This window comes from Paraburkholderia monticola (assembly GCF_001580545.1).
GTDB classification, from domain to species: Bacteria; Pseudomonadota; Gammaproteobacteria; order Burkholderiales; family Burkholderiaceae; genus Paraburkholderia; species Paraburkholderia monticola.
In genome coordinates this window covers 114602-135010 of record NZ_LRBG01000036.1, presented here as the reverse complement: position 1 = coordinate 135010, position 20409 = coordinate 114602, and the positions used below count along the sequence as shown (strand labels likewise).

The 20409-nt window shown below is 64.0% G+C and carries 17 protein-coding genes; 9 read left to right on the top strand and 8 right to left on the bottom strand.

Annotated elements, in window-relative coordinates:
• Nucleotides 1-4: 4 nt before the first annotated feature.
• On the top strand, nt 5-2104 hold the full coding sequence (locus CI15_RS23675; RefSeq protein WP_062131977.1) for an FUSC family protein: 2100 nt from the start codon (nt 5-7) through the stop codon (nt 2102-2104).
• A 23-nt stretch (nt 2105-2127) separates the two neighbouring features.
• A complete protein-coding gene (locus CI15_RS23670) occupies nt 2128-3588 on the top strand; it encodes an MdtP family multidrug efflux transporter outer membrane subunit (protein ID WP_062131974.1) in 1461 nt (486 codons plus the stop codon).
• A 43-nt stretch (nt 3589-3631) separates the two neighbouring features.
• On the opposite strand, the gene CI15_RS23665 is transcribed toward CI15_RS23670, so the two are convergent.
• Nucleotides 3632-4630 (bottom strand): LysR family transcriptional regulator, encoded by a 999-nt coding sequence (locus CI15_RS23665; protein WP_062131972.1) that lies wholly within the window; start codon nt 4628-4630, stop codon nt 3632-3634.
• A 144-nt stretch (nt 4631-4774) separates the two neighbouring features.
• Between CI15_RS23665 and CI15_RS23660 the strand changes: the two genes are divergently transcribed.
• From CI15_RS23660 to CI15_RS23640, 5 genes are all read left to right on the top strand, one after another.
• Nucleotides 4775-6319, top strand: a complete 1545-nt coding sequence (locus CI15_RS23660) for an acetolactate synthase large subunit (RefSeq protein ID WP_062132163.1) — start codon at nt 4775-4777, stop codon at nt 6317-6319.
• Nucleotides 6320-6350: 31 nt separating this feature from the next.
• Complete coding sequence (locus CI15_RS23655; RefSeq protein WP_206597779.1) at nt 6351-7790, top strand: coniferyl aldehyde dehydrogenase; 1440 nt, start codon at nt 6351-6353, stop codon at nt 7788-7790.
• 53 nt (nt 7791-7843) lie between these two features.
• Entirely contained in the window at nt 7844-8266 is a 423-nt protein-coding gene (locus CI15_RS23650; RefSeq protein ID WP_062131968.1) for a tautomerase family protein, read from the top strand.
• 52 nt (nt 8267-8318) lie between these two features.
• A complete protein-coding gene (locus CI15_RS23645) occupies nt 8319-9125 on the top strand; it encodes an acetoacetate decarboxylase family protein (RefSeq protein WP_062131965.1) in 807 nt (268 codons plus the stop codon).
• Between the two features lie 197 nt (nt 9126-9322).
• Nucleotides 9323-9982 (top strand): Crp/Fnr family transcriptional regulator, encoded by a 660-nt coding sequence (locus CI15_RS23640; RefSeq protein WP_063910568.1) that lies wholly within the window; start codon nt 9323-9325, stop codon nt 9980-9982.
• 18 nt (nt 9983-10000) lie between these two features.
• Here the strand turns inward: CI15_RS23640 and CI15_RS23635 are convergent, their stop codons facing one another.
• The 4 genes from CI15_RS23635 to CI15_RS23620 all read right to left on the bottom strand — a co-directional run bounded on the left by CI15_RS23635 (nt 10001) and on the right by CI15_RS23620 (nt 14653).
• Nucleotides 10001-11197, bottom strand: a complete 1197-nt coding sequence (locus CI15_RS23635) for a porin (RefSeq protein WP_082814276.1) — start codon at nt 11195-11197, stop codon at nt 10001-10003.
• 186 nt (nt 11198-11383) lie between these two features.
• Nucleotides 11384-12532, bottom strand: a complete 1149-nt coding sequence (locus CI15_RS23630; protein ID WP_062131962.1) for an alpha-hydroxy acid oxidase — start codon at nt 12530-12532, stop codon at nt 11384-11386.
• A gap of 30 nt (nt 12533-12562) precedes the next feature.
• A complete protein-coding gene (locus CI15_RS23625) occupies nt 12563-13513 on the bottom strand; it encodes a LysR family transcriptional regulator (protein ID WP_062131959.1) in 951 nt (316 codons plus the stop codon).
• Nucleotides 13514-13606: 93 nt separating this feature from the next.
• Nucleotides 13607-14653, bottom strand: coding sequence for a LacI family DNA-binding transcriptional regulator (locus CI15_RS23620; protein WP_062131956.1), 1047 nt, complete (start codon nt 14651-14653; stop codon nt 13607-13609).
• Nucleotides 14654-14867: 214 nt separating this feature from the next.
• Here CI15_RS23620 and CI15_RS23615 point away from each other — a divergent pair, with 214 nt between their 5' ends.
• The gene (locus CI15_RS23615) at nt 14868-15821 is read left to right on the top strand and encodes an oxidoreductase (RefSeq protein WP_062131953.1); all 954 of its coding nucleotides are present in this window, start codon (nt 14868-14870) and stop codon (nt 15819-15821) included.
• A 27-nt stretch (nt 15822-15848) separates the two neighbouring features.
• Here CI15_RS23615 and CI15_RS23610 read toward each other — a convergent pair whose 3' ends face one another.
• From CI15_RS23610 to CI15_RS23600, 3 genes are read right to left on the bottom strand one after another with little or no spacing between them, the layout of a single operon-like run.
• Nucleotides 15849-16655: an NAD-dependent epimerase/dehydratase family protein gene (locus CI15_RS23610; RefSeq protein ID WP_062131951.1), complete on the bottom strand. Its 807-nt coding sequence runs from the start codon at nt 16653-16655 to the stop codon at nt 15849-15851.
• Nucleotides 16656-16688: 33 nt separating this feature from the next.
• Nucleotides 16689-17432 carry a GntR family transcriptional regulator gene (locus CI15_RS23605; protein WP_062131948.1) on the bottom strand — a complete coding sequence of 248 codons (744 nt, stop codon included), beginning with the start codon at nt 17430-17432 and terminating at the stop codon, nt 16689-16691.
• 53 nt (nt 17433-17485) lie between these two features.
• The gene (locus CI15_RS23600) at nt 17486-19225 is read right to left on the bottom strand and encodes an IlvD/Edd family dehydratase (RefSeq protein ID WP_062131945.1); all 1740 of its coding nucleotides are present in this window, start codon (nt 19223-19225) and stop codon (nt 17486-17488) included.
• 144 nt (nt 19226-19369) lie between these two features.
• Here CI15_RS23600 and CI15_RS23595 point away from each other — a divergent pair, with 144 nt between their 5' ends.
• A complete protein-coding gene (locus CI15_RS23595) occupies nt 19370-20368 on the top strand; it encodes a 2-hydroxyacid dehydrogenase (protein ID WP_062131942.1) in 999 nt (332 codons plus the stop codon).
• Nucleotides 20369-20409 lie beyond the last annotated feature (41 nt).

Here is a 20409-nt window from a genome sequence, read left to right as displayed (position 1 = left end):
GCCCATGACCACCGCTGACTATCTGCCGATCATGCTGCGCGATCTCGCCGCCTTCCTGAGACGTGAGCTTGCGCCCTTCCCTGGACGCGTCAATGTGATGTTGCGTTGCCTGCTGACGAGCGCCATCGTCATCGTCGCGTCGATGACACTCGAAGTGCCGGAGCTCGCGCTGTCGCTGCTATTGGTGTTCTACGTCACCCAATCGAATGTGGTGGTCACGCGTCTGATCGGCGCGATGTTCATCGTCGGCTCGACACTCGCCATCGGCACGTCGATCGTGCTGCTCAAATTCACGTTCGATTATCCGTTGCTGCGCATCGTGATCGCGAGTGTGCTGTTCTTCGGCAGCGTGTATCTGATGCGGGTGCTGAAAATCGGCGTGGTGTTCTTCATCGTCGCGATCGTCGTGATCTACGTGCAGAGCTTCGTGGATCAGACCGATCAGGCCGACCTGCTGATCCGCTCGGTGTTGTGGGTGTGGATCGCCGTCAACTATGCGATCGCGTTGACGCTCGTGGTCAATACGTTGCTGCTGCCTGCCGAACCGCAATTGCAACTCAAGGCGGAGATTCATCGGCAGCTCGCGGCGCTCGACACGCGCCTGACGCAACTGATCGACGGCACCCGCGACATCGAGCCGATCACGCTGACCGCCGTGCAGCAAGGCGCGCTCACGCTGCAGAAGCTGCTGCGCTTCACGACGATGCGGGATGCCCACTATCGCGAGCATCAGGCGTTGCAGCTTGCCTGTGTTGCGACGGTGTCGCGTCTTTATCGCGGCGCGAGCGAATTGCCGCCCAGCTGGCCCAACCCGTCGGCCGCGCAACTGGCGATGTTGCGCGAGTTGCGCGAAAACGGCCGCGCGCTCGACGAAGCCGTGATGTCAGGCTTGCCCTATCGTTACGTGAGCACGACGACGCCTGAAGAGCGCAATGCCTGCGACGCGATTCCGGCCGCCGCCGAGTTGCAGCGCGCGCTGCACGCGTTCGCCGATCTGAGCGCAAGCAACGCGGCATCCGGCAAGCCGCCCGCTAGCGAACCGATGATCGTACCCGACGCGTGGACCAATCCCGTCTACCTACGGTTTTCGCTGAAGACGCTGCTTGCCGTGCTCGTCTGCTACGTGTTTTATAACGCCGTCGACTGGCAGGGCGTTCACACGATCATGCTGACCTGTCTGATCGTCGCGCTGCCGAGCCTCGGTGCCTCGACCCAGCGTGCGTTGCTGCGGATCGCCGGAGCCGCGCTCGGCAGTGCGCTGGCGCTGTTCATGGTGGTGTTCGTCGTGCCGCATCTCGACGACATTGTCGGTCTGCTGCTAATGACGCTGCCCATTGTCGCGCTCGCGGCGTGGATCGCGGCCGGCTCGGAGCGGATCGGCTATGCCGGCATTCAGGTGATCTTCACGTTCTCGCTCGCGTTGCTCGGAGAGTTCGGCCCAAGCTCGAATCTGACCGAAATCCGCGACCGGATGGTGGGCATCATGCTGGGCGTCGGCGTCGCGACCTTCGTGCAGATGTCGTTCTGGCGGGAGGGCGAGAGCGATATGCTGCGGCAAAAGCTTGCAGGCATGTTGCGCGCGATAGCCGCGCCGTTGCACGCGAGCCGGCTGGACGCCGCGGAGCGGGACGAATTGCCTTATTCGCAGCGTCAGTTGCAGGCGTGGGCGATGCTGGCCGATTGCGAGGCCATGCTCTCGCGTGTCGCCCTCGAACCGAACTGGCAGGAAGGCGAGCAGGCGCAACTGACATTGCGCGCGCAAACGGTTCTCGCCCAGGGTCGCGAGATCATGCTGGCGGCCAACGTACTGCGCAACCTGCAAGTGCCGCCGGCGGGGCCGTGGAGTCCACGCATGGCCGATGCCATGCGCTCCACGCAGGAGCAGGCGTTCGTCGAACTCAACCGCTATGCGGACGGGCTTGTCGCCAGCCCGCCGGACGCCCACGCACCGCGACGCATCCCGATCGAAGCGCAAACCGTGGCGCCCGCCGACAGCGTGCCGATCGCGGCGGCGCTCGAGTTGTCGCGGCAGGTCGCGAGTCTACCGGAATGGCGTCTGGACGCACCGATGGCGGCCGCCGCGTTACCGACCGTACGAACATGAACGCGCAATGGAGCGTATGCGCTATGCGATGGCGTCGATACCTGCTTGGCGTCGCGTGGATCGCAAGCGCGCTGACCGGATGCGCGCTGATCCATCACAACGGCACGCCCTACAACGAGATCGCGCCCGAGCAGATCAATCTCGCCAACGATATCCATCTCGCGCGCGACGGCTGGCCCGCCGCGCGCTGGTGGACGCGCTATCACGATGCGCAGCTCGACGCGCTGGTCGATCAGGCCCTTGCCGGCGCGCCGACGATCGTCATTGCGCGCACACGGGTCGCGCAGGCCAAGTCGGATGTGGAGTTGATCACGGCGGGTTCGAGCCTGCAGATGGTTGCGCTGGCGTCGCTGGATCGCACCCATGTTTCCGCCAACGGCTTTCTGGGCCCATTCGCGAGGAACGAGCCCGAAGCGGGACTGACGGGTCCGTGGTACACCGAGGGCATTGTCGGGCTCGGCGCAAGCCTCGACATCGATATCTGGGGTAAACAGCGCGCGGAGATTGCCGCGTCGCTCGGGGTGCACAATGCTCGGCTTGCCGAGACCTCCGCTGTCGAGCTCGAAATGTCGGCGGATGTCGCGCAGCTTTACTACGGTATCCAGACGACTTATCAGCTGATCGATCTGCTGAACCAGTCGCACCAGATTGCGGTTTTCGCGGTGCAGGCACACGAAGCGCGCGGGACGCGCGGCCTCGAGGCACTGACCCAGCTCGAAGAGGCACGATCTCGGCAATTGGCCATCGAGCGGCAGATCGTGGCGGCGCAGGCGCAGATCAAGGAGCTTCGCGAGTCGCTGCGGGCGCTGATCGGCGCGGGACCGGACGGCTTGCCAGCCATCGAGCCGGTCGCGCTGCCGGCCTCACAGGCGGCGTTGCCGGCGATGCTCTCGTACGAACTGCTTGCGCGCCGGCCCGACTTGCAGGCGATGCGCTGGTATGTACAGGCATCGTTCGACAAGATCGACGCGGCGAAGGCGGCGTTTTATCCGAGCTTCGACATCAAGGCGTTTTTCGGCGTCAATGCCCTGCACCTCGCTGATCTGTTCACCCACGCAAGCCAGCAGATCAACCTGATTCCTGGTTTGTCTCTGCCGATCTTCGACGGCGGCAGGCTCAACGCGAACCTGAACGGCGTACGCGAGGGCAGCAATCTGCTGATCGAGCAGTACAACCAGGCCGTCCTCAACGCGGTACGCGATGTCGCGCAGACGGGTAGCCGCTTGCAGGACCTCGATGAAGAGAGCGCATTGCAGAAGCAACGGATCGGCATGGCTGCGTTCACGAGAGATAGCGTCGAGGCTTATTACCAACGCGGACTGACGAGCCAGCTCGCGGCGCTCGAAGCGCGCCAGCCTGTGATCGCGGAACAGGTCGCGCTGCTCACGCTCAACGGCCAGATGCTCAGTCAGGAGATTGCGTTGACGAAGGCACTGGGCGGCGGCTATCGCGCTGAGCCGCCCGTCGAGCTGAAGCCGCGTTGAACGACCTGCTGCGCCGAATCTTCAAGGTTTCACCGGGTCCAGATCAACGTGTTGCTTTCCCTCTACCCGAGCGGCTTCTTTTCGGCTTTCCTGCCGGCTTGACGGCTGCATCGACGGCCATCGCATCACGTTCCAAAGCGATCGGCAGCTCTGCCTTCAAAAGCTCGATCCACGCCCGCGTTTTCGCTTCGAGAAACTTCCTTGACGGCATCAGCACATACACGCCGACTTCAGGCGAGCGCCACTGCGGCATCACATGCACGAGCTCGCCGCTGCGCAACTCGTCGACCACCACGAATGCCGGCAACAGCGCAATGCCCAAGCCGCCGCAAGCCGCGCGCCGAACCACCTCGGGACGATCGCCGACCAGCGGGCCCTCAGGCTGAAACGAATGCCTCGACTTCCCGTCCGTCAACTCCCAGTCGAGCGTGGTCGAGGGGTTCACGAGACGCAGGCACGCATGGCTAGCGAGATCGTCGATATTGCCGGGCGTGCCGTGACGGGCCAGGTAGCCCGGCGTGGCGCATAGCACGCCATGCACCGAGCCGAGACGTTGCGCAACCATGCTCGAGTCCGGCAGGCGATGCGTGAGATAGACACTGACATCCACACCTTCCGCGAGCAGGTCCGGCACGTATTGTGAGGCGCTGTACTCCACGCTCACCTTCGGATACATCGCGCAGTACTTCTCCACGAGCGGCGCCACATACCGGTCGCCGAAGCTCGCCATGCAAAGCACTTTCAGGCGCCCGGTCGGCTGGATATGCGCGCCGCTCGCTTCGCTTTCCGCTTCCGCCACCAGTTCGAGGATCGTGCGGCACTGCTCCGCATAGCGCTCGCCGGCGGTCGTAACCGACATGCGCCGCGTGGTTCGCTGCAGCAGCTTCGTCTGCAAGCGATTCTCCAGCCCCGCAACGAGCCGCGATATCTGCGCGGTCGTCAGCTCCATGTGCTCCGCCGCCGCGGTAAAGCTGCCGGCGTCCACGACGCGGACGAACGCCGTCATCGCATGCAGCACGCCGTAGTCGAGATTTTTGCGCATGACGTAACAAATTTTCCAAACAGACTGTATTTTCGCATGTTGCCGCAATAGTTAGGATCGGTTCGTTCGTCGATGCACGACGTCTCGCGCCCTGAAAACAGGGTGCCTGGCCTGATTGATTCGTTCGATATCGAGGTGATCCTTATGAATGGCGCTGAAAGTCTGTTGCGTTCGCTAATCGCGAGTGGTGTGGATGTTTGCTTCGGGAACCCGGGCACGTCCGAAATGCATTTTGTGGCGGCGCTCGACGCGGTCGAAGGTATGCGCCCGATTCTCGGCCTGTTCGAAGGCGTCGTCACCGGTGCGGCCGACGGCTACGGAAGAATGGCGGGCAAGCCGGCCGCCACGCTGCTGCATCTCGGACCCGGACTGGCCAACGGACTCGCCAATCTGCACAACGCGCGGCGCGCATCGAGCCCGGTCGTCAATATCGTCGGCGACCATGCATCGACGCATGCCCGCTTCGAAGCCCCGCTGAGTTCCGATATCAAAGGTTTCGCGCGGCCGGTCTCGGACTGGATTCACTCGTCGAGCAGCGCATTGACCGTGGGGGCCGATGCCGCCCGGGCGGTGCACGCTTCGATGGAAGGCGCGGGCCAGGTCGCCACGCTGATCCTGCCTGCCGACACGGCCTGGTCTCCCGCGGACGCCGTTGCCACGCCGCTGCCCACGCCGACGCCCGCACGGGTGAGCGGCGAAACCATCGAGCGGATTGCCGCGCTGGCGCAAAGCGGCGTGCGAATCGCTTTCCTGCTGCGAGGCAAGGCCTTGCAGGAGCCCGGGCTGCGCGCGGCGGGCCGCATCGCTGCGAAGACAGGCGCGCGCCTGCTGTGCGACACCTTCACGCCGCGCTTGCAGCGTGGCGCCGGTCGCGTGCCGGTCGAGCGTCTGCCGTATTTCGCCGAACAGGTGGTCGACTTCCTCGCGGGCACGGAACTGCTCGTGCTGGTGGGCGCGCAGCCGCCGGTCAGCTTCTTCGCTTACCCGGACAAGCCGAGCTGGCTGACACCGCAAGGATGCCGCATCGCGGTCCTCGCTCATCCGCATGAAGACGGCACGGGCGCACTCGAATCGCTGGTCGAAGCGCTCGGCGCGCAGCAAGCGATTGCGCGCACGACCGATCTGAAGGAAACCGAATTTTCGACGCATGGTCCGCTCGACGGCGAGTCGATCATGCGCAGTGTCGCGCGGCATCTGCCCGAGAACGCGATCGTCGCCGAAGAGGCGTCGTTGGCCATGGCGTACTACGGGCTGGCCGCGTCGGCCGCTCCTCATGACTTCCTCACCCTCACGGGCGGCGCGATCGGCAACATCATGCCGGTCTCGGTCGGCGCCAGTGTGGCGTGTCCCGAACGCAAGGTCGTCAATCTCGTGGGCGACGGCAGCGCGATGTACACGCTGCAGTCCTTGTGGACGATGGCGCGCGAAAACCTCGACATTGTGACAGTCATCTACTCGAACGGCGGCTACAAGATCCTCGCGAACGAACTCAAACGCGTGGGCGCCCGCACAGATGGCGCACATGCCGCCTCCATGTTCGATCTCGGCAATCCGTCGCTCGACTGGGTCGCGCTCGGGCGCGGCATGGGCGTCGAATCTGTCCGCGCCGAATCGAGAGCGGCCTTCGATACCGCACTCGCGCACGCCATGAAGCGCCGCGGCCCGATGTTGATCGAGGCCGTCATCTAAGCCGCCTTTTTGCAAACCAGGAGAATCAACCATGCCGATGAATTTCAGGCTGCCGATGGCGCCTTCCGCCGCGCAAATCCACACCCAGCTCGATGCAATGAAGGCGGCGCAGCTCAGAGACGGTGCGCCGACGGCCGCATTGCGCAAGGACCGTATCGGGCGCGCGATTGCCTTGCTGCGCTCGAACAAGGACGCACTCGTCGAGGCGATCAACGCCGACTACAGCTGCCGCGGCAAGCAGCAAACCTTGCTCGCGGACCTCCTCGCGTCGATCGAGGGATTGCGCTTCAATCACGAGCATCTGGACGCATGGATGACGCGCCCGGCCGCGAGCGAGCCGTTTCCCGGCGTAGCGGCCAGGGTCGAGTATCAGCCGCTCGGCATCGTGGGGATCATCAGCCCTTGGAATTTCCCCATCGTGCTGGCATTCGGGCCACTCGCGGGCGCGTTCGCGGCGGGAAACCGCGCCATCATCAAGCCGTCCGAATTGACGCCTGCCACTTCGGAGCTGCTGGCCGAGCTGATCGCGCGTGACTTCGACAGCGACGAGCTGACCACCGTGCTGGGCGGCGCCGAGACGGGCGCGGCGTTCAGCGCGCTGCCGTTCGATCACCTGGTGTTCACGGGCAGCACGCAGGTCGCCCACCACGTGATGCGCGCGGCCTCCGGCAACCTCGTGCCGGTGACGCTGGAGCTTGGCGGCAAGTCGCCCGTGCTGGTGGGCGAGGACGCGGACCTGCAACGCGTCGCCGAGCGCGTCATGACGGTGAAGACCTTCAATGCCGGGCAGATCTGCCTGTCGCCGGACTATGTGCTGCTGCCTGCCGGACGCGCCGATGCGTTCGTCGAGCACGCGAAGGCGGCAGTCTCGCGGATGTATCCATCGATTCGCGCGAATCCGAATTACACGGCCATGATCGACGTGCGCGGCTTCGAGCGTCAGTTGTCACTGGTCGACGATGCGAGGCAACAAGGCGCGAAGGTGGTGAGCCTCGCGCCCGCGCACGAAGACCTCAGCGATCCGGCCGTGCGCAAGATGGCGCCGACCGTCATCACCGGCACGACCCAAAGCATGCGCGTGATGCAAGAGGAAATTTTCGGTCCGGTGCTGCCGGTGGTGACCTACGAGAGCTTCGACGAAGCGCTGGCTTACATCAACGCACGTCCGCGTCCGCTAGCCCTCTACTACTTCGGAGACGACACTGCCGGGCAGGAACGCGTTTCGAAGGGCACCACGTCCGGGGCACTCGTCGTGAACGATGCCATGACGCACGTGTTCTTCGACTCGCTGCCGTTTGGCGGCGTAGGCGCGTCGGGCATGGGCCACTATCACGGCGAGTTTGGCTACCGCACGTTCAGCCACGCGAAACCCGTCGTCATTCAAAGCGCGGGCGGCGAATCGAATCTGCTGATGCGTGCGCCCTATCTGGCAGCGACCGAGGCCGCCGTCAACGGATTGATCGACGGCTGACGCACAGCAATCGCCACAGCAATCGCCACAGCAACCACTTTACGGAGTCTTCCATGCCGATGACACATGTCTCGATGCGTAGCGGTCAGTCTGCGCAATTCCGCACCACCGTCCTGAAGGACATTCACGAATCGCTTCACGAAGCATTGGGTGTTCACCCCGAAGCGTTCTTCATGACGATCACCGAACACGAGGAAGCCAACTTCCTCGCGAACATGACGTTCCCGTTCGAGCGGAGTCCGAACCTTCTGCTGATTCAGATCACGCTAACCGCAGGCCGCACCGCCGAAGACAAGCAACGCTTCTACGAGCACCTTGTCTCGAAGCTACAGGCGAACCTCAGCGTCGATCCGGCGGATGTGTTTATCAACATCATCGAAGTCGCCAGTGAGAACTGGTCGCCCGGCAAAGGGCTAGCGGGCCGCAACTCCGTCATTCCCGCGGCAGACGCGTCCGCCCAGGCAGCCGCCCGCTAAAGCGCGCACGCCGCAACCTTCAGTTCGTTCAATCATTCCATCCGGAGTCATCATGTCGAAGCAATACGCCGTTCCCCTTTCGCCCCGCGGTCTTTCGAGCATCGCGCCCCCGCCGCCGTGGCACTATTCCGGCGACTTCATCCTCGTCGAGTTCTGGGCCGATCCCGCCGCTGCGGCTGCCGTGCTGCCCAAGAGTTTGACCGCCGATCCGGCATCGCCTGGACACGCCACGGCGCTGTTCATCGACTGGCAATTCACCGGCGGCAACGACGAGATGCTCGATCCCGCGCGCTATCAGTACCGCGAGTTCTTTATCCTCGTCGACGCGTTGTACGACGGCAAGCCGGTCTCCTATTGCCCGTATATCTTCGTGGACAACGACTCCGCGATGATGCGCGGCCTGATTCAAGGTTTCCCGAAGCGCTATGGCCAGGTGCACCAGACCCGCACGTTCGCGGCAATGAGCCCGGCCGCGGCGCCGCTCGCCGCGGGGACGCGCCTGGCCGCCACGGCATCGGCCGCGGGCCAGCGGCTCGCGCGCGCCGAGGTGAAGCTGGAGACGGCGGTGCAAGACGTGTCCAAGCTCAGCATCGCCGGCCGCCCGGTCGTGAACCTGCGCTATTTCCCGCGCCTTGCCGCCGGCCAGCATGACACGCCGGCCGTGAACGAGCTCGTGCTTTCCGTCATGGACAATGCGCAGATCGCCGACGTGTGGACCGGAGAAGGCAAGCTGTCGCTGCCGCTCGCGGATGGCGAAGAGATTTCTGATCTGGCACCCGTGCGCGTTGGTGTGGGCTTCCGCGGTTCGATGGCGTACAGCGTGACCGACCTGAAGACCCTCGTCGATCATACGAAATAAGCCTGACCGCCGATCCGAGGTCCGGGGCGCCCGCCGCAATCGCGGCGGGCGCCCTTTTCGATTTCTCCCATGGAGCAGAATTTTTCGTGCCGTTCGATCGATAATATTCGTCTCGCGCAGGGCCATCGTGCCGCGCCCGAACCTCGTTCCGCCCTTGACTGTTTCTTATGGCTCTCATGACCGACACGTCCGAAGCAATGCGGACGAACCAATGGTTCAGCGCGCTGCCAGCCGAGGAGCGCGAGGCGCTCATTCGACGCAGCGAAGCGCTGACGCTGCACCCTGGCGAATATCTGTTCCACCGGGGCGATGCGGCAACCGGCTTCTATGGAATCGTCAGCGGACGGCTCAAGGCGTTCACAGTCCGCGAAGACGGCAAGGAAGCGATCCTCTCCGTCATCGAAGCGGGCAACTGGTTTGGACAAACCTCCTTGACGAGCCGGCAGCCGCGTCCACGCGATGTCGTGGCGCTCGACCGTGCCACGCTTCTGGTAGTGAGAGCGGCCGCGTTCGAGGAACTGATGCAAAGCACCGCCTTTGTACGCGCCATCGCCGAGTTGCAGTCGCTTCATATGAACTGGCTCTATCGCATGGTCGAAGACGCGACGCTTCATTCGACGCGCGCCCGCATCGCCCGCCGTCTGCTGCTGGTGGCCTCAGGCGACGCCACGCTCTCGCCGCAGAGCCGCCTGGATGTGAGCCTGTCTCAGGACACGCTGGCGATGATGCTCGGCATCACGCGCCAGACGCTGTCGCTGGAGCTGAAGGCCATGGCGGAACAAGGCGCGATCGCGCTGCGCTATGGTCGAATCGAGATTCTTTCGAAAGACCTGCTCGCGTCGTTTCAGGACGATTGAAGACCGCGCCCTCGCGGCCTAGAAGGTGTGGCGCAAACCCGCCGTCACGCCAAGCTGGGTCGACTTGTACGCCGAACTCACGGCGTTGATGCCCTGGAACTGCGCGCCGATCATGCCGCCGCTATACATCGAGTAGTCGACTTCCAGATACGTGTCCGTGCGCTTGGTCCAGTTATAGTCGGCAACCAACTGGAGTTGCGTGGCGTTGCCGTCCGCGGACGGGGTCTTGCCGGTCTGGATCGTGCGCCAGACATTGGCGGAAAGATGCGTGGCAGTACCGATCAACTGGGTTACGCCGCCAAAGAACATTTCCCGCGCGCTGAAGGTGTTGAATTTCAGTGCGGTCAACGCGGGCACTGAAAACGGGCCGTTCGGGAAGTTGCCGACAAAGCCGGCATCCTGCCGGTTGACCGACCAACCGGCGTTCACCGTCGTCGAGTCGAACGTGTACGAGCCGCCGGCCGTCCAGGACTTCAGGTGCGCGGAAGTGTTCACCGCGTCGCGCGAGTCGAGATAGGCGACAGCGAGGTTCATTGGCGCCGGAGGCAGGAACAGCAGCGACGCGCCGATCTGACTGCCCGCGCCGAACTGGCCCGCCGTACCGCCGAAGGCATAGGAGACCTCGCCGGTCAGATATTGCCAGCGCGCCGCGTACTTGACCATGTTGCTCGTCCAGACGCCCTGAGCCATCATGACCTCGGGACGGAACTGATAGAACGTGGGCAGCCAACGGTTCGACGCAAACGCGCCGACCACGGCGTCGGCGAGAGGATTGATCTGGCGTCCCATCGTCAGCTTGCCGTAGGTGTTCGATTGCAAGCCGACAAAGGCGGTATTGAAGAATGGATAAGCGGGATCGGTTTGTCCTGTATTCGGGAAGAACCTGTTCTCCATCTCGAACACGACCTTCGTGCCGCCACCAATGTCTTCCGTGCCTTTGATGCCGAACGCGCTCTCGCTCGCGCCGCTCAGCATCTGAACCTGAGAGTCGCCGGCTGGATTCGCGTGCGTCGTATAGCGAATGCCGACATCGACGAGTCCATAGAGCGTCACCGACGACTGGGCGTGCGCCGAAATGGAATACAGCGTCGCCGTTGAAATTACGCCGGCCAGCACCTGCCGGCGCAACGCGGTGGTATTGCGCGGTAATTTCCGCGCGTCGCGGTTTCGCCTGCCACGAACGGCACTGACGAACGATCTCCTTGCCTTCCTCATGTGAGAACTCCAACCTTTATGGTTATTCGAACTGCGAATCGTCTTGGACCTGGCCTTCGCACTTGCGACGAAGCCTGGTGTGAGGAAAACCGCGCAAGCGCGCGTCTTTCCCACGACCACACGTTGCCCGGGAAATCGCGCTGAGACCGTCAGAAAATTTACATTTGTGGGCTCGATGCGCAGCCGCTACACACCACGCATCGCCAGAATGTCAGGGCCGACCGCGGCGATATCCGTGCATCCGCACAGCGCCATGGTGGTATCGAGTTCAGCGGCGATGATCGCGAGGCTCTTGTGCACGCCCGCCTCCCCCGCCGCCGCGAGTCCATACAGGAACGCCCGGCCGATCATCGTGCCGCGCGCGCCGAGCGCGACGGCCTTCAGCACGTCCTGCCCCGTCCTCACGCCACTATCGAGCCATACCTCGACGCGCTCGCCGACGGCGTCCACGATGGCGGGCAACGCCTGAATGGACGACACCGCGCCATCCAGCTGGCGGCCGCCATGATTCGACACGACGATGACATCGGCACCCGCCTCGACGGCGCGCCGCGCATCATGGGGATCGAGAATCCCCTTCACGATCAGCTTTCCTTGCCAGAGCTTGCGAATCCATTCGATGTCCGCCCAGGTCATGGTGGGGTCGAACTGGTCCTTCACCCAGGAGGCTAGCGAAGACATGTCGTCGACGCCCTTGACGTGGCCCACGATGTTGCCGAAATGGCGACGTTTGGCCCGTGCCATGCTGCACAGCCAGGCCGGCTTCGCGGCCATGTTCAGGAGATTGCCCGGCGTCATGCGCGGCGGCGTGGAAAGGCCGTTCCTGACGTCCTTGTGGCGCTGGCCGCCCACCTGCAGATCCATCGTGACGACGAGCGCCGTGCAGCCTGCGGCCGCCGCGCGCTGGATCAGTTGCTCGATGAAGGCGCGGTCGCGCATCACATAGAGCTGAAACCAGAACGGCGCAGTGACGTTCTGGGCGACGTCTTCGATCGAGCAGATGCTCATGGTGGAGAGCGTGAACGGCACGTTGAAACGTTGCGCGGCGCGCGCCGCGAGGATTTCGCCGTTGCCTCGCATCATGCCGGCCAGGCCGGTCGGCGCGAGCGCGACCGGCATCGCGACCTGGCGGCCGGCCATGACGGTCGTCAGGTTCCTGGCGCCGATGTCCACGCCGACTCGCTGGCGCAAACGGATCTGCCGTAAATCGGCCTCGTTGGCGCGATAGGTCGACTCGGTGTACGAGCCGGAGTCCACGTAGTCGTAGAACATGCGTGGAATGCGCCGCTCGGCCACGGCGCGGAGATCTTCAATACAGGCGATCGGGTCGGACATTCGTCTCACTCCAGTTGTATCGGAGTGATGCTACGTGCCGGCCTCGCTCCGACCCGCGACATTTTTTCGGGAGCAGTGCGAAAGATATTCCGCTGCCTCCTTGCTTGTCCGTGCGCAAATCTCGACCAGCCAGTCCGCGAACTCGCCCGCTGCCCCGTAAGACGCATGAGGCATCAGATAGTACGGCGGCACAGCGCACACAATCTCGGGAAACAGCGGCACGAGTGCGCCCGTCTTCAGCCAGGCGAGCGCAAGTGTTGGGCGGCCGAGCGCGACGCCCTGGCCGCTCACCGCCGCTTCGAGTAACAGGCCGAGGTCCATCAACTGGGGGCCGCTCTGCGGCTCCGCCCAATCGAGCCCGGCCGCGTGCAGCCAGGGAATCCAGGGTTCCAGCGAGGTTCGCAAGAGAGGCGCCGCCGCCATGTCGGCGGGACTGCGCACCGGTTCGATCGAGCGCAGCAGGGAAGGCGCGATCAGTGGCGTCGCGCAATCGCGCATCAGGATCGTGCAACCGGCCTCGACGGGGTCGCCGCCCCGAATCCACAGGTCCGTCGCGGCGCTCGGGGCGTCCGGGTACGGCGTGCTCAGGACCAGCTCCAGCTCGACGGAGGCATCACGGCCCGTGAACTCGTGGAGCTTCGGCGCAACGATCTGGCGTGCAAACGTGGGCGGCGCACATACGCGCAGGCGCGCTTTGCGTTTCTCATCGGACCGATGCAACGGCACCGCCGCGAGCAGGCGCAGAGGGCCGGCCACCTGCTGAAGATATTCCCTGCCGATGGCGGTCAGCACCAGCGTTTTGCCGCTTCTGTCCAGCAGTTGCACGCCAAGCAACTGCTCGACCGCCGCGACGCGTTTGGCCGCCGCACTGCCGGTGATGCAAAGCGCCTCGGCCGCGCGCTCGAACGTGCCATAGCGGGCGGCGGCTTCGAATGCGAGAAGCCCATCGAGAGAGGGAACGCGAAGACGGGCCAGGTTCATGACGGGGGCTCCAGTCGAACGACGATCCATCAGATTATCGGCGCAAAGCGGCACCCCAGGCACTGCGATGGCGGCATGCCGCGCCAGGTCGACCTAGACGTTGCGTGCACGCGCCGTCGTGCCGCGCACGATCAGGTCGGTTGGCACGATGTTCTGCGAACTGACGGGCCGTCCCTCGATCCGCGCGAGCAGATACTCGGCGCTGCGCGCGCCGATTTCGTCGGCGGCAAGCCGCATTGTCGTGAGCGGCGGCGATGTGAAACTGGAAAACTCGATGTCGTTGATGCCCGCGATCGACAGCTCGCCCGGCACGTCGATACCCGCTTCGCGGGCCTCGGCCAGCGCGCCGATCGCAAGCAGATCGGTGCCGCAGATCACCGCGGTAGGACGGTCGGGACCGTTCATCAGCGCCTTCATCGCCATCTGGCCTTCGATGATCTTGTGCGGCATCTCGATCAAATGCTCGTGGCGCAACTGCAGCCCGCGCGACTGTAGCGCCGCGCGCACGCCCGTGATCCGATCAGCCGCTCGATCGCTATGCTGGGTCATTTGCGTGATCATGCCGAAGCGCGTATGCCCGAGATCGAGCAGATACTCGGCGAGGCGACGGCCCACCGCGACGTTGTCGAAGCCGACATACGGATGGTCGTGATCGACGGTCCAGCCGTTGACGAGCGGAATCTGTTCCTTTTCGATCAGTTCGTAGAGCGCGGGCGAGTGGCTGCGACCCACCAGCATCAGCCCGGCGATACCATCGGCGATCAGGGCGCGGACCTGCTTCAGCTCATCTTCCTGATCGTAGTACGAGCATCCGAGCAGCAATGTATAGCCGGCTTCCCCAATGCGCTTTTGCAGCGCGAACACGCCGATGGCGAAGTTCTGGTTTTCCAGCGAAGGAATCACCGCGCCGATCGTTTTCGAGCGCTGCGAGGCCAGCGCGCGCGCCGCGGCGTGCGGTGTGTAGCCGAGTTCCCGCGCGATGTCGCGCACACGGCTCTGCAATTCCGCCGCTACCGTTGCTTTACCATTCAACACACGCGAAACGGTCGCAGTCGATACGCCTGCCGCGCGCGCGACATCAATGACGGAAATCGCATTCGACTTGCGACGCGGCGCTCTTTTCTTTGTCTCGTTGGTCAACTTGCACCCTGCCCGGTGTCGAGGCGCACCATCGCGCCTGCCCTGTCCCGAATACTATAACGCAACGACCGCTGCTATCCGCGTTAGGCACGTACCAAACTGACGAGCCCCCTGTACGATATAAGTCGCTGACGATGAGATTCAGAAGCCGCGGGCCCGACCCAAAGCCGGAAAAGCCTCGCACGAAAATGGAATGAGAGCCGGGATCAAAACTATGCGCAACCCATGGACCATAAACGATATTGCGTCGCAGATCGGCAAGCGAGTTCTGATCACTGGCGCGAACAGCGGCATTGGCTATCACGCCGCATTGACCCTCGCACGCCAAGGCGCACAGGTCATACTTGCGTGCCGGGACAGGCAACGCGGCGAAGCGGCCTTAGCCCGTCTGCACGCCGCCGCGCCCGATGCTCACGCCGAACTGGCGATTCTCGATCTCGCCTCCCTCGCGGCCGTACGCGCGTTTGCACAGAGCGAGCTCGCCTCGCAACGCCCCATACACATTCTGGTCAACAACGCGGGTGTCATGGCGCCACCCAAACGGCTCGAGACTGCCGACGGCTTCGAGTTGCAGTTTGGCACCAACGTGCTCGGCCACTTCGCACTGACTGCGCTGCTGATGCCGGCGCTCCAACGAGCCGCGGCCGAATCGCCTGACCGGCCGCGCATCGTCACGATCGCTTCCATCGCGCACAGGCAAGGACAGATCGATTTCAACGACCTCCAATCGAGAAAGGCGTATTCGCCGATGCGGTCCTACCGGCAGTCGAAGCTCGCCGATCTGATATTCGCGATTGAGCTCGACCGGCGCTTGCGCGCTGCCCGCTCGCGCGTCATGTCGGTCGCCGCTCATCCTGGCGTCGCAAACACGAATCTGTTTCGAAGCGGTGACTACTCGGCATTTTCGGGCGCTGTTCGCGGGCTCATTGGCCCTATCATCGGCGCCGTGCTGAACACCGATAGCGCAGGCGCGCTGCCGACTCTTTACGCGGCGACCTCGCCCGACGTCAGCGACGCGGGCTACTATGGTCCACAGGGATTTCTGGAGACACGCGGCAGCACGATCGGCGAGGCGGGCATCGCGCGTCAGGCGAAAGACGCCGCAACGGCCGCACGACTGTGGCAGGTGTGCGAAGAGCTTACCCAGGTGCGCTTTCTTTCGTCGTGATGGGCGTCACTCTGGAAGATGACGCGCTCAATCGACCCGCAGCGGATCGCCGTCGAATTCGACGAGGCAGCCGAAGCCGCCATGAAACAGCGCCTCGCGCGGGTCTTCCACCTTCCCCGCGGCCGCGATCTGCGCCGCGTACAGTTCGGCATCGTCTTGCGGCTCGTAGCCGAGATAGCGCACGTTGGCGTTGTCCCAGCGATTGCGTGCGTTATTGGACACGCCATACACGACCGCAAAGTGAAGGTCCGGATAGTCGATACAGCGGCGCGCCACCTGCACCATGTCGCGATGGCTGATCCAGGTGAACAGGTGACGAGGTACGGTGGGTCGATCGTCCGGGCGGAACGAGCCGATCCGGATGCACGCCACCGACATGCCGTGCTTGTCCGCGTACATCCGGCCAAGCGCCTCGCCGAACACCTTCGAGATGCCATAGCGGCTATCGGGACGCGGCGCAACGGTGTCGTCGAGCATCCGGTCGCGACGATGAAAGCCCACTGCATGGTTCGAACTCGCGAACACCACGCGCTTGACGCCCGCTTGCCGCGCGGCTTCGAACACGTTGTAGCAACCTTCGATGTTCATATCGCGGATGCGCTCCCAGCGATCCTCGTCAGGAATGCCCGCGAGATGCACGACGACGTCGACGCCCTCCATGACCGGCAGCAGTTCTTCGAGCCGCGTGATGTCCGCGCTCACGATCTCCTCGCCGGCCTGCGCTTGGGCCTGCGGCGCGATGTCGGCGAGACGCAGATCATAGTGACCCTGGAAACCGGCGCGCAGCACACGCCCAATGTGACCGGCCGCGCCGGTGATCAGTACTCGAGTCATCGATTCCTCTTGTTGTGATTCAGCTCAATGCGCCTAATCGGTTGCACCTTTGCGTGCGGCATGCGCGGCCGAGCGCCGGTGGTACGCTTCAAGATACGCATCGCGCGCTGGCACCAAATGCTCACGGCACAGTTCGATCAACGCTTCTCGGTCGCCGGTGCGCAGCGCCTCGATCATCTGGTGGTGCTCGGCGCGAGCCTTCTCCAGGTACTGCGGAAACACGATCGATACTGAACGGATCGCATGCGTGCGGCGTTCGTATTCGCGAATCGCCTCGGTTAGCACCTGACTTTCCGACAACGCAAAAAACGCGTGGTGAAAAGCCATGTTCGCGCGGAACACACGCCGCAGATCGCCAGCAATAGCGGCGGCGTCGTGCTCCGCCTGAATGGCCGTCAAGTTATCGAGCGCTTCGCGACTGACCGGAAAAACGATGCGCCTCGCCGCGTCGGCTTCCAGCAACTCGCGTAGCGCGTACAGTTCGGTGACCTCGCGCGCCGTGAACGACTTGACCAGCGCGCCGACGTTCTTGCGGCGCTCCACGAGCCCGCGCCGCTCCAGCTCCGCCAGCACCAGCCGAGCGACATGGCGCTTCAGATTGAAGCGCTCGCACAGATCGTCTTCGACGAGCCGTTCGCGCGGATGCAGAACGCCAAGGACGATCTCTTCCTCGAGCTGGTCCGAGACGCTGCGCAGGGTCTCGTCGATATTGCGATCGCGTTCGGCCGGCTTCGCGGCAAGTGCATCGGAGCGTTGGGACCTGGCAGCGTTGCTCATAAAAAAAGTACCCAGATTGATTTAAGCCGCGAGCCTATACGAAATGGCGAGCGTTAGCCCTTGTTTCCATTGCCGGGGACCGTCGCGGTCATCTGCGATGCTTGCAGGAAGTCAAAATCGCAGCCCTCGTCGGCCTGTGTGATCGTCGTCAGGAACAGCTTGCGGTAGCCGCGCTCGTTGGGATCGGGCTGGCGCGCCGGCACGGCCGCGAGACGCGCGGCGATTTCTTCGTCCGTGAGGACGAGCTCGATGCTTCGCCTGGCGACGCTCAGGCGAATCCGGTCGCCGCTTTGCACGATCGCGAGCGGACCGCCGATCGCCGCCTCCGGCGTGACGTGCAGGACCACCGTTCCGGACGCCGTGCCGCTCATGCGGCCGTCCGAAATGCGCACCATGTCCTTGACGCCCTGGCGGCCGAGCTTGCGCGGGATCGGGATGTAGCCCGCCTCGGGCATCCCGGGTGCGCCGACCGGGCCAATGCGCTTGAGCACGAGCACGTCGTGCGCTTGCACGTCCAGTTCCGGATCATCGATACGGCGAGCCAGATCCTCCGCATCCTCGAACACGACAGCCCGGCCCTCGTGCTCCATCAGGCTCGCGCTTGCCGCTGACTGCTTGATGATCGCGCCGCCCGGCGCGAGATTGCCACGCAACACCGCAATGCCCCCCTGCGGAAAGATCGGGCGATCAAACGGGCGGACTACTTCTTGCGCGAAGCTCGGGGGCGCGGCATCCAGTTCCTCGCCGAGCGTGCGACCGGTGACGGTGAGCGCGTCGAGATGCAGCAGCCCCTTCATCTCGCGCATGACCGTGGTCAAACCGCCCGCGCGATGCAGGTCTTCCATGTAGTGCTGTCCGGACGGCTTCAAGTCGACCAGCACCGGCGTTTCACGCGCCATCCGGTCGAGCTGTTCGAGGTCGATGCGAATCCCGAGCCGGCCCGCGATGGCCGTCAGGTGAATGATGCCGTTGGTCGAGCCGCCGATGGCGAGCAGCACCCGCAACGCGTTTTCGATCGCTTTCGGCGTGAGGATTTTCGCGGGGCTCAGGTCTTGACCGATCATCGCCACCGCCTGCGCACCGGTGCGCTCCGCGATGCGGATGCGATCGGCGGTGACGGCGGGAGCCGACGCTCCACCCGGCAACATGATGCCCATGGCTTCCGCGATGCACGCCATCGTGCTTGCGGTTCCCATCACCGAACAGGTGCCGACCGTTGCGACCAGCTGATTGTTGACCGCCTCGATCTCGGCTGCGTCGATCTGGTCACCGCGGAAGCTCGCCCAGAAACGACGGCAGTCCGTGCATGCGCCCACCCGTTCCCCGCGATGCGAGCCCGTGAGCATCGCGCCCGTCACCAGTTGAATGGCCGGCACACCCGCGGCCGCCGCGCCCATCAACTGGGCCGGCACGGTCTTGTCGCAACCGCCGATCAGCACCACCGCATCCATGGGCTGAGCCCGGATCATCTCCTCGGTGTCCATCGACATCAGGTTGCGCAGATACATGCTGGTCGGGTGCGAAAAGCTCTCGGCAATCGAAATCGTCGGGAATTCGACCGGCAGGCCGCCCGCCAGCATCACCCCGCGTTTGACGGCCTCGATCAACTGCGGCGCGTTGCCGTGGCACGGATTGTAGGCACTGCCCGTGTTCGCGATGGCCACGATGGGACGCGACAGCGCGTCGTCGGTGTAACCCGCGCCCTTGATGAACGCCTTGCGCAGAAACAGCGAAAAGCCTTCGTCGCCGTAGTTCGTCAGGCCCTGCCGCAAACCGCTTTTCTTGTCGCTCATTGCCGCTCCTTGATCTTCGATACGATTATCAATAATCTTGACGATGATGTTACCGATACTTATAGTCTGTCGGCAAGCAGTTCTTTTTCTCGCGGTCGATACCGCCGATCCACTTCCCTTCAAACGCATTGCGCCGAGGTCTTCATGAAGCATGTCGTGGCCTACCGATCGTTATCTCCTGCCGTGTTGAGGCTACTGCTTGAGTATTGTTCCGTCGAGCAGGTCGACGTGTCATCCGGGGACCTGGCGCCGTTCAAACGTGCGCTCCGCACGGCTCACGGCATGATCGGCAACAATCTCAAGATCACCCCCGAGATCCTCGACGCGGCGCCATTGCTTCAGGTCGCCTCCACCATCTCGGCCGGCTTCGATGCGTTCGATGTCCCCGAGCTCACGCGCCGCGGCATCGTGCTGACCAACACGCCGGAAGAAGTCACCGAAACCACCGCCGATCTCGTGTTCAGCCTGATCCTCGCGAGCGCCCGGCGCATTGCCGAGCTCGCTGACTGGACGCGGCGCGGCCAGTGGACGCGCACGATCGGCGAGGCGCAATTCGGCGTCGACGTGCATCACAAAACGCTGGGAATCGTCGGGCTTGGACGCATCGGCAGCGCGGTTGCGAAGCGCGCCGCGCTCGGCTTCGGCATGAACGTGATCTATTCGAACCGCTCGCGCAACCCCGAAGCGGAGACGCGCTACGGCGCGCAATGGCGGCCGCTTGCCGAACTGCTCGCGACGGCCGATTTCGTCTGCGTGCTGGTGCCGCTTTCGCCCGCCACCGAGCGCCTGATCGGCAGCGCCGAACTCGCCGCGATGAAACCATCGGCCATTCTGATCAATTGTGCTCGCGGCCAGGTCGTCGACGAAGCCGCCCTGATCGCGCATCTGCGTGAAGGCCGCATCCTCGGTGCCGGTCTCGATGTGTTCGAACGCGAACCGGTGTCGCCCGACTCGCCGCTGCTGCAGTTGCCGAACGTCGTGGCGGTGCCGCATATCGGCTCCGCGACCCAACAGACACGCGAGAACATGGCCATGCGCGCGGTGCGCAATCTGATCGATGCATTCGACGCCCGGCTCTCTTCGACCTGCGTCAATCCCGAAGCGCTGCACGCCCGCTCGCCTGCGCAACAGATCGCCGGCTGAATGGCGCGAAACACCCTCACCTCCATCACAAGGAACACGCG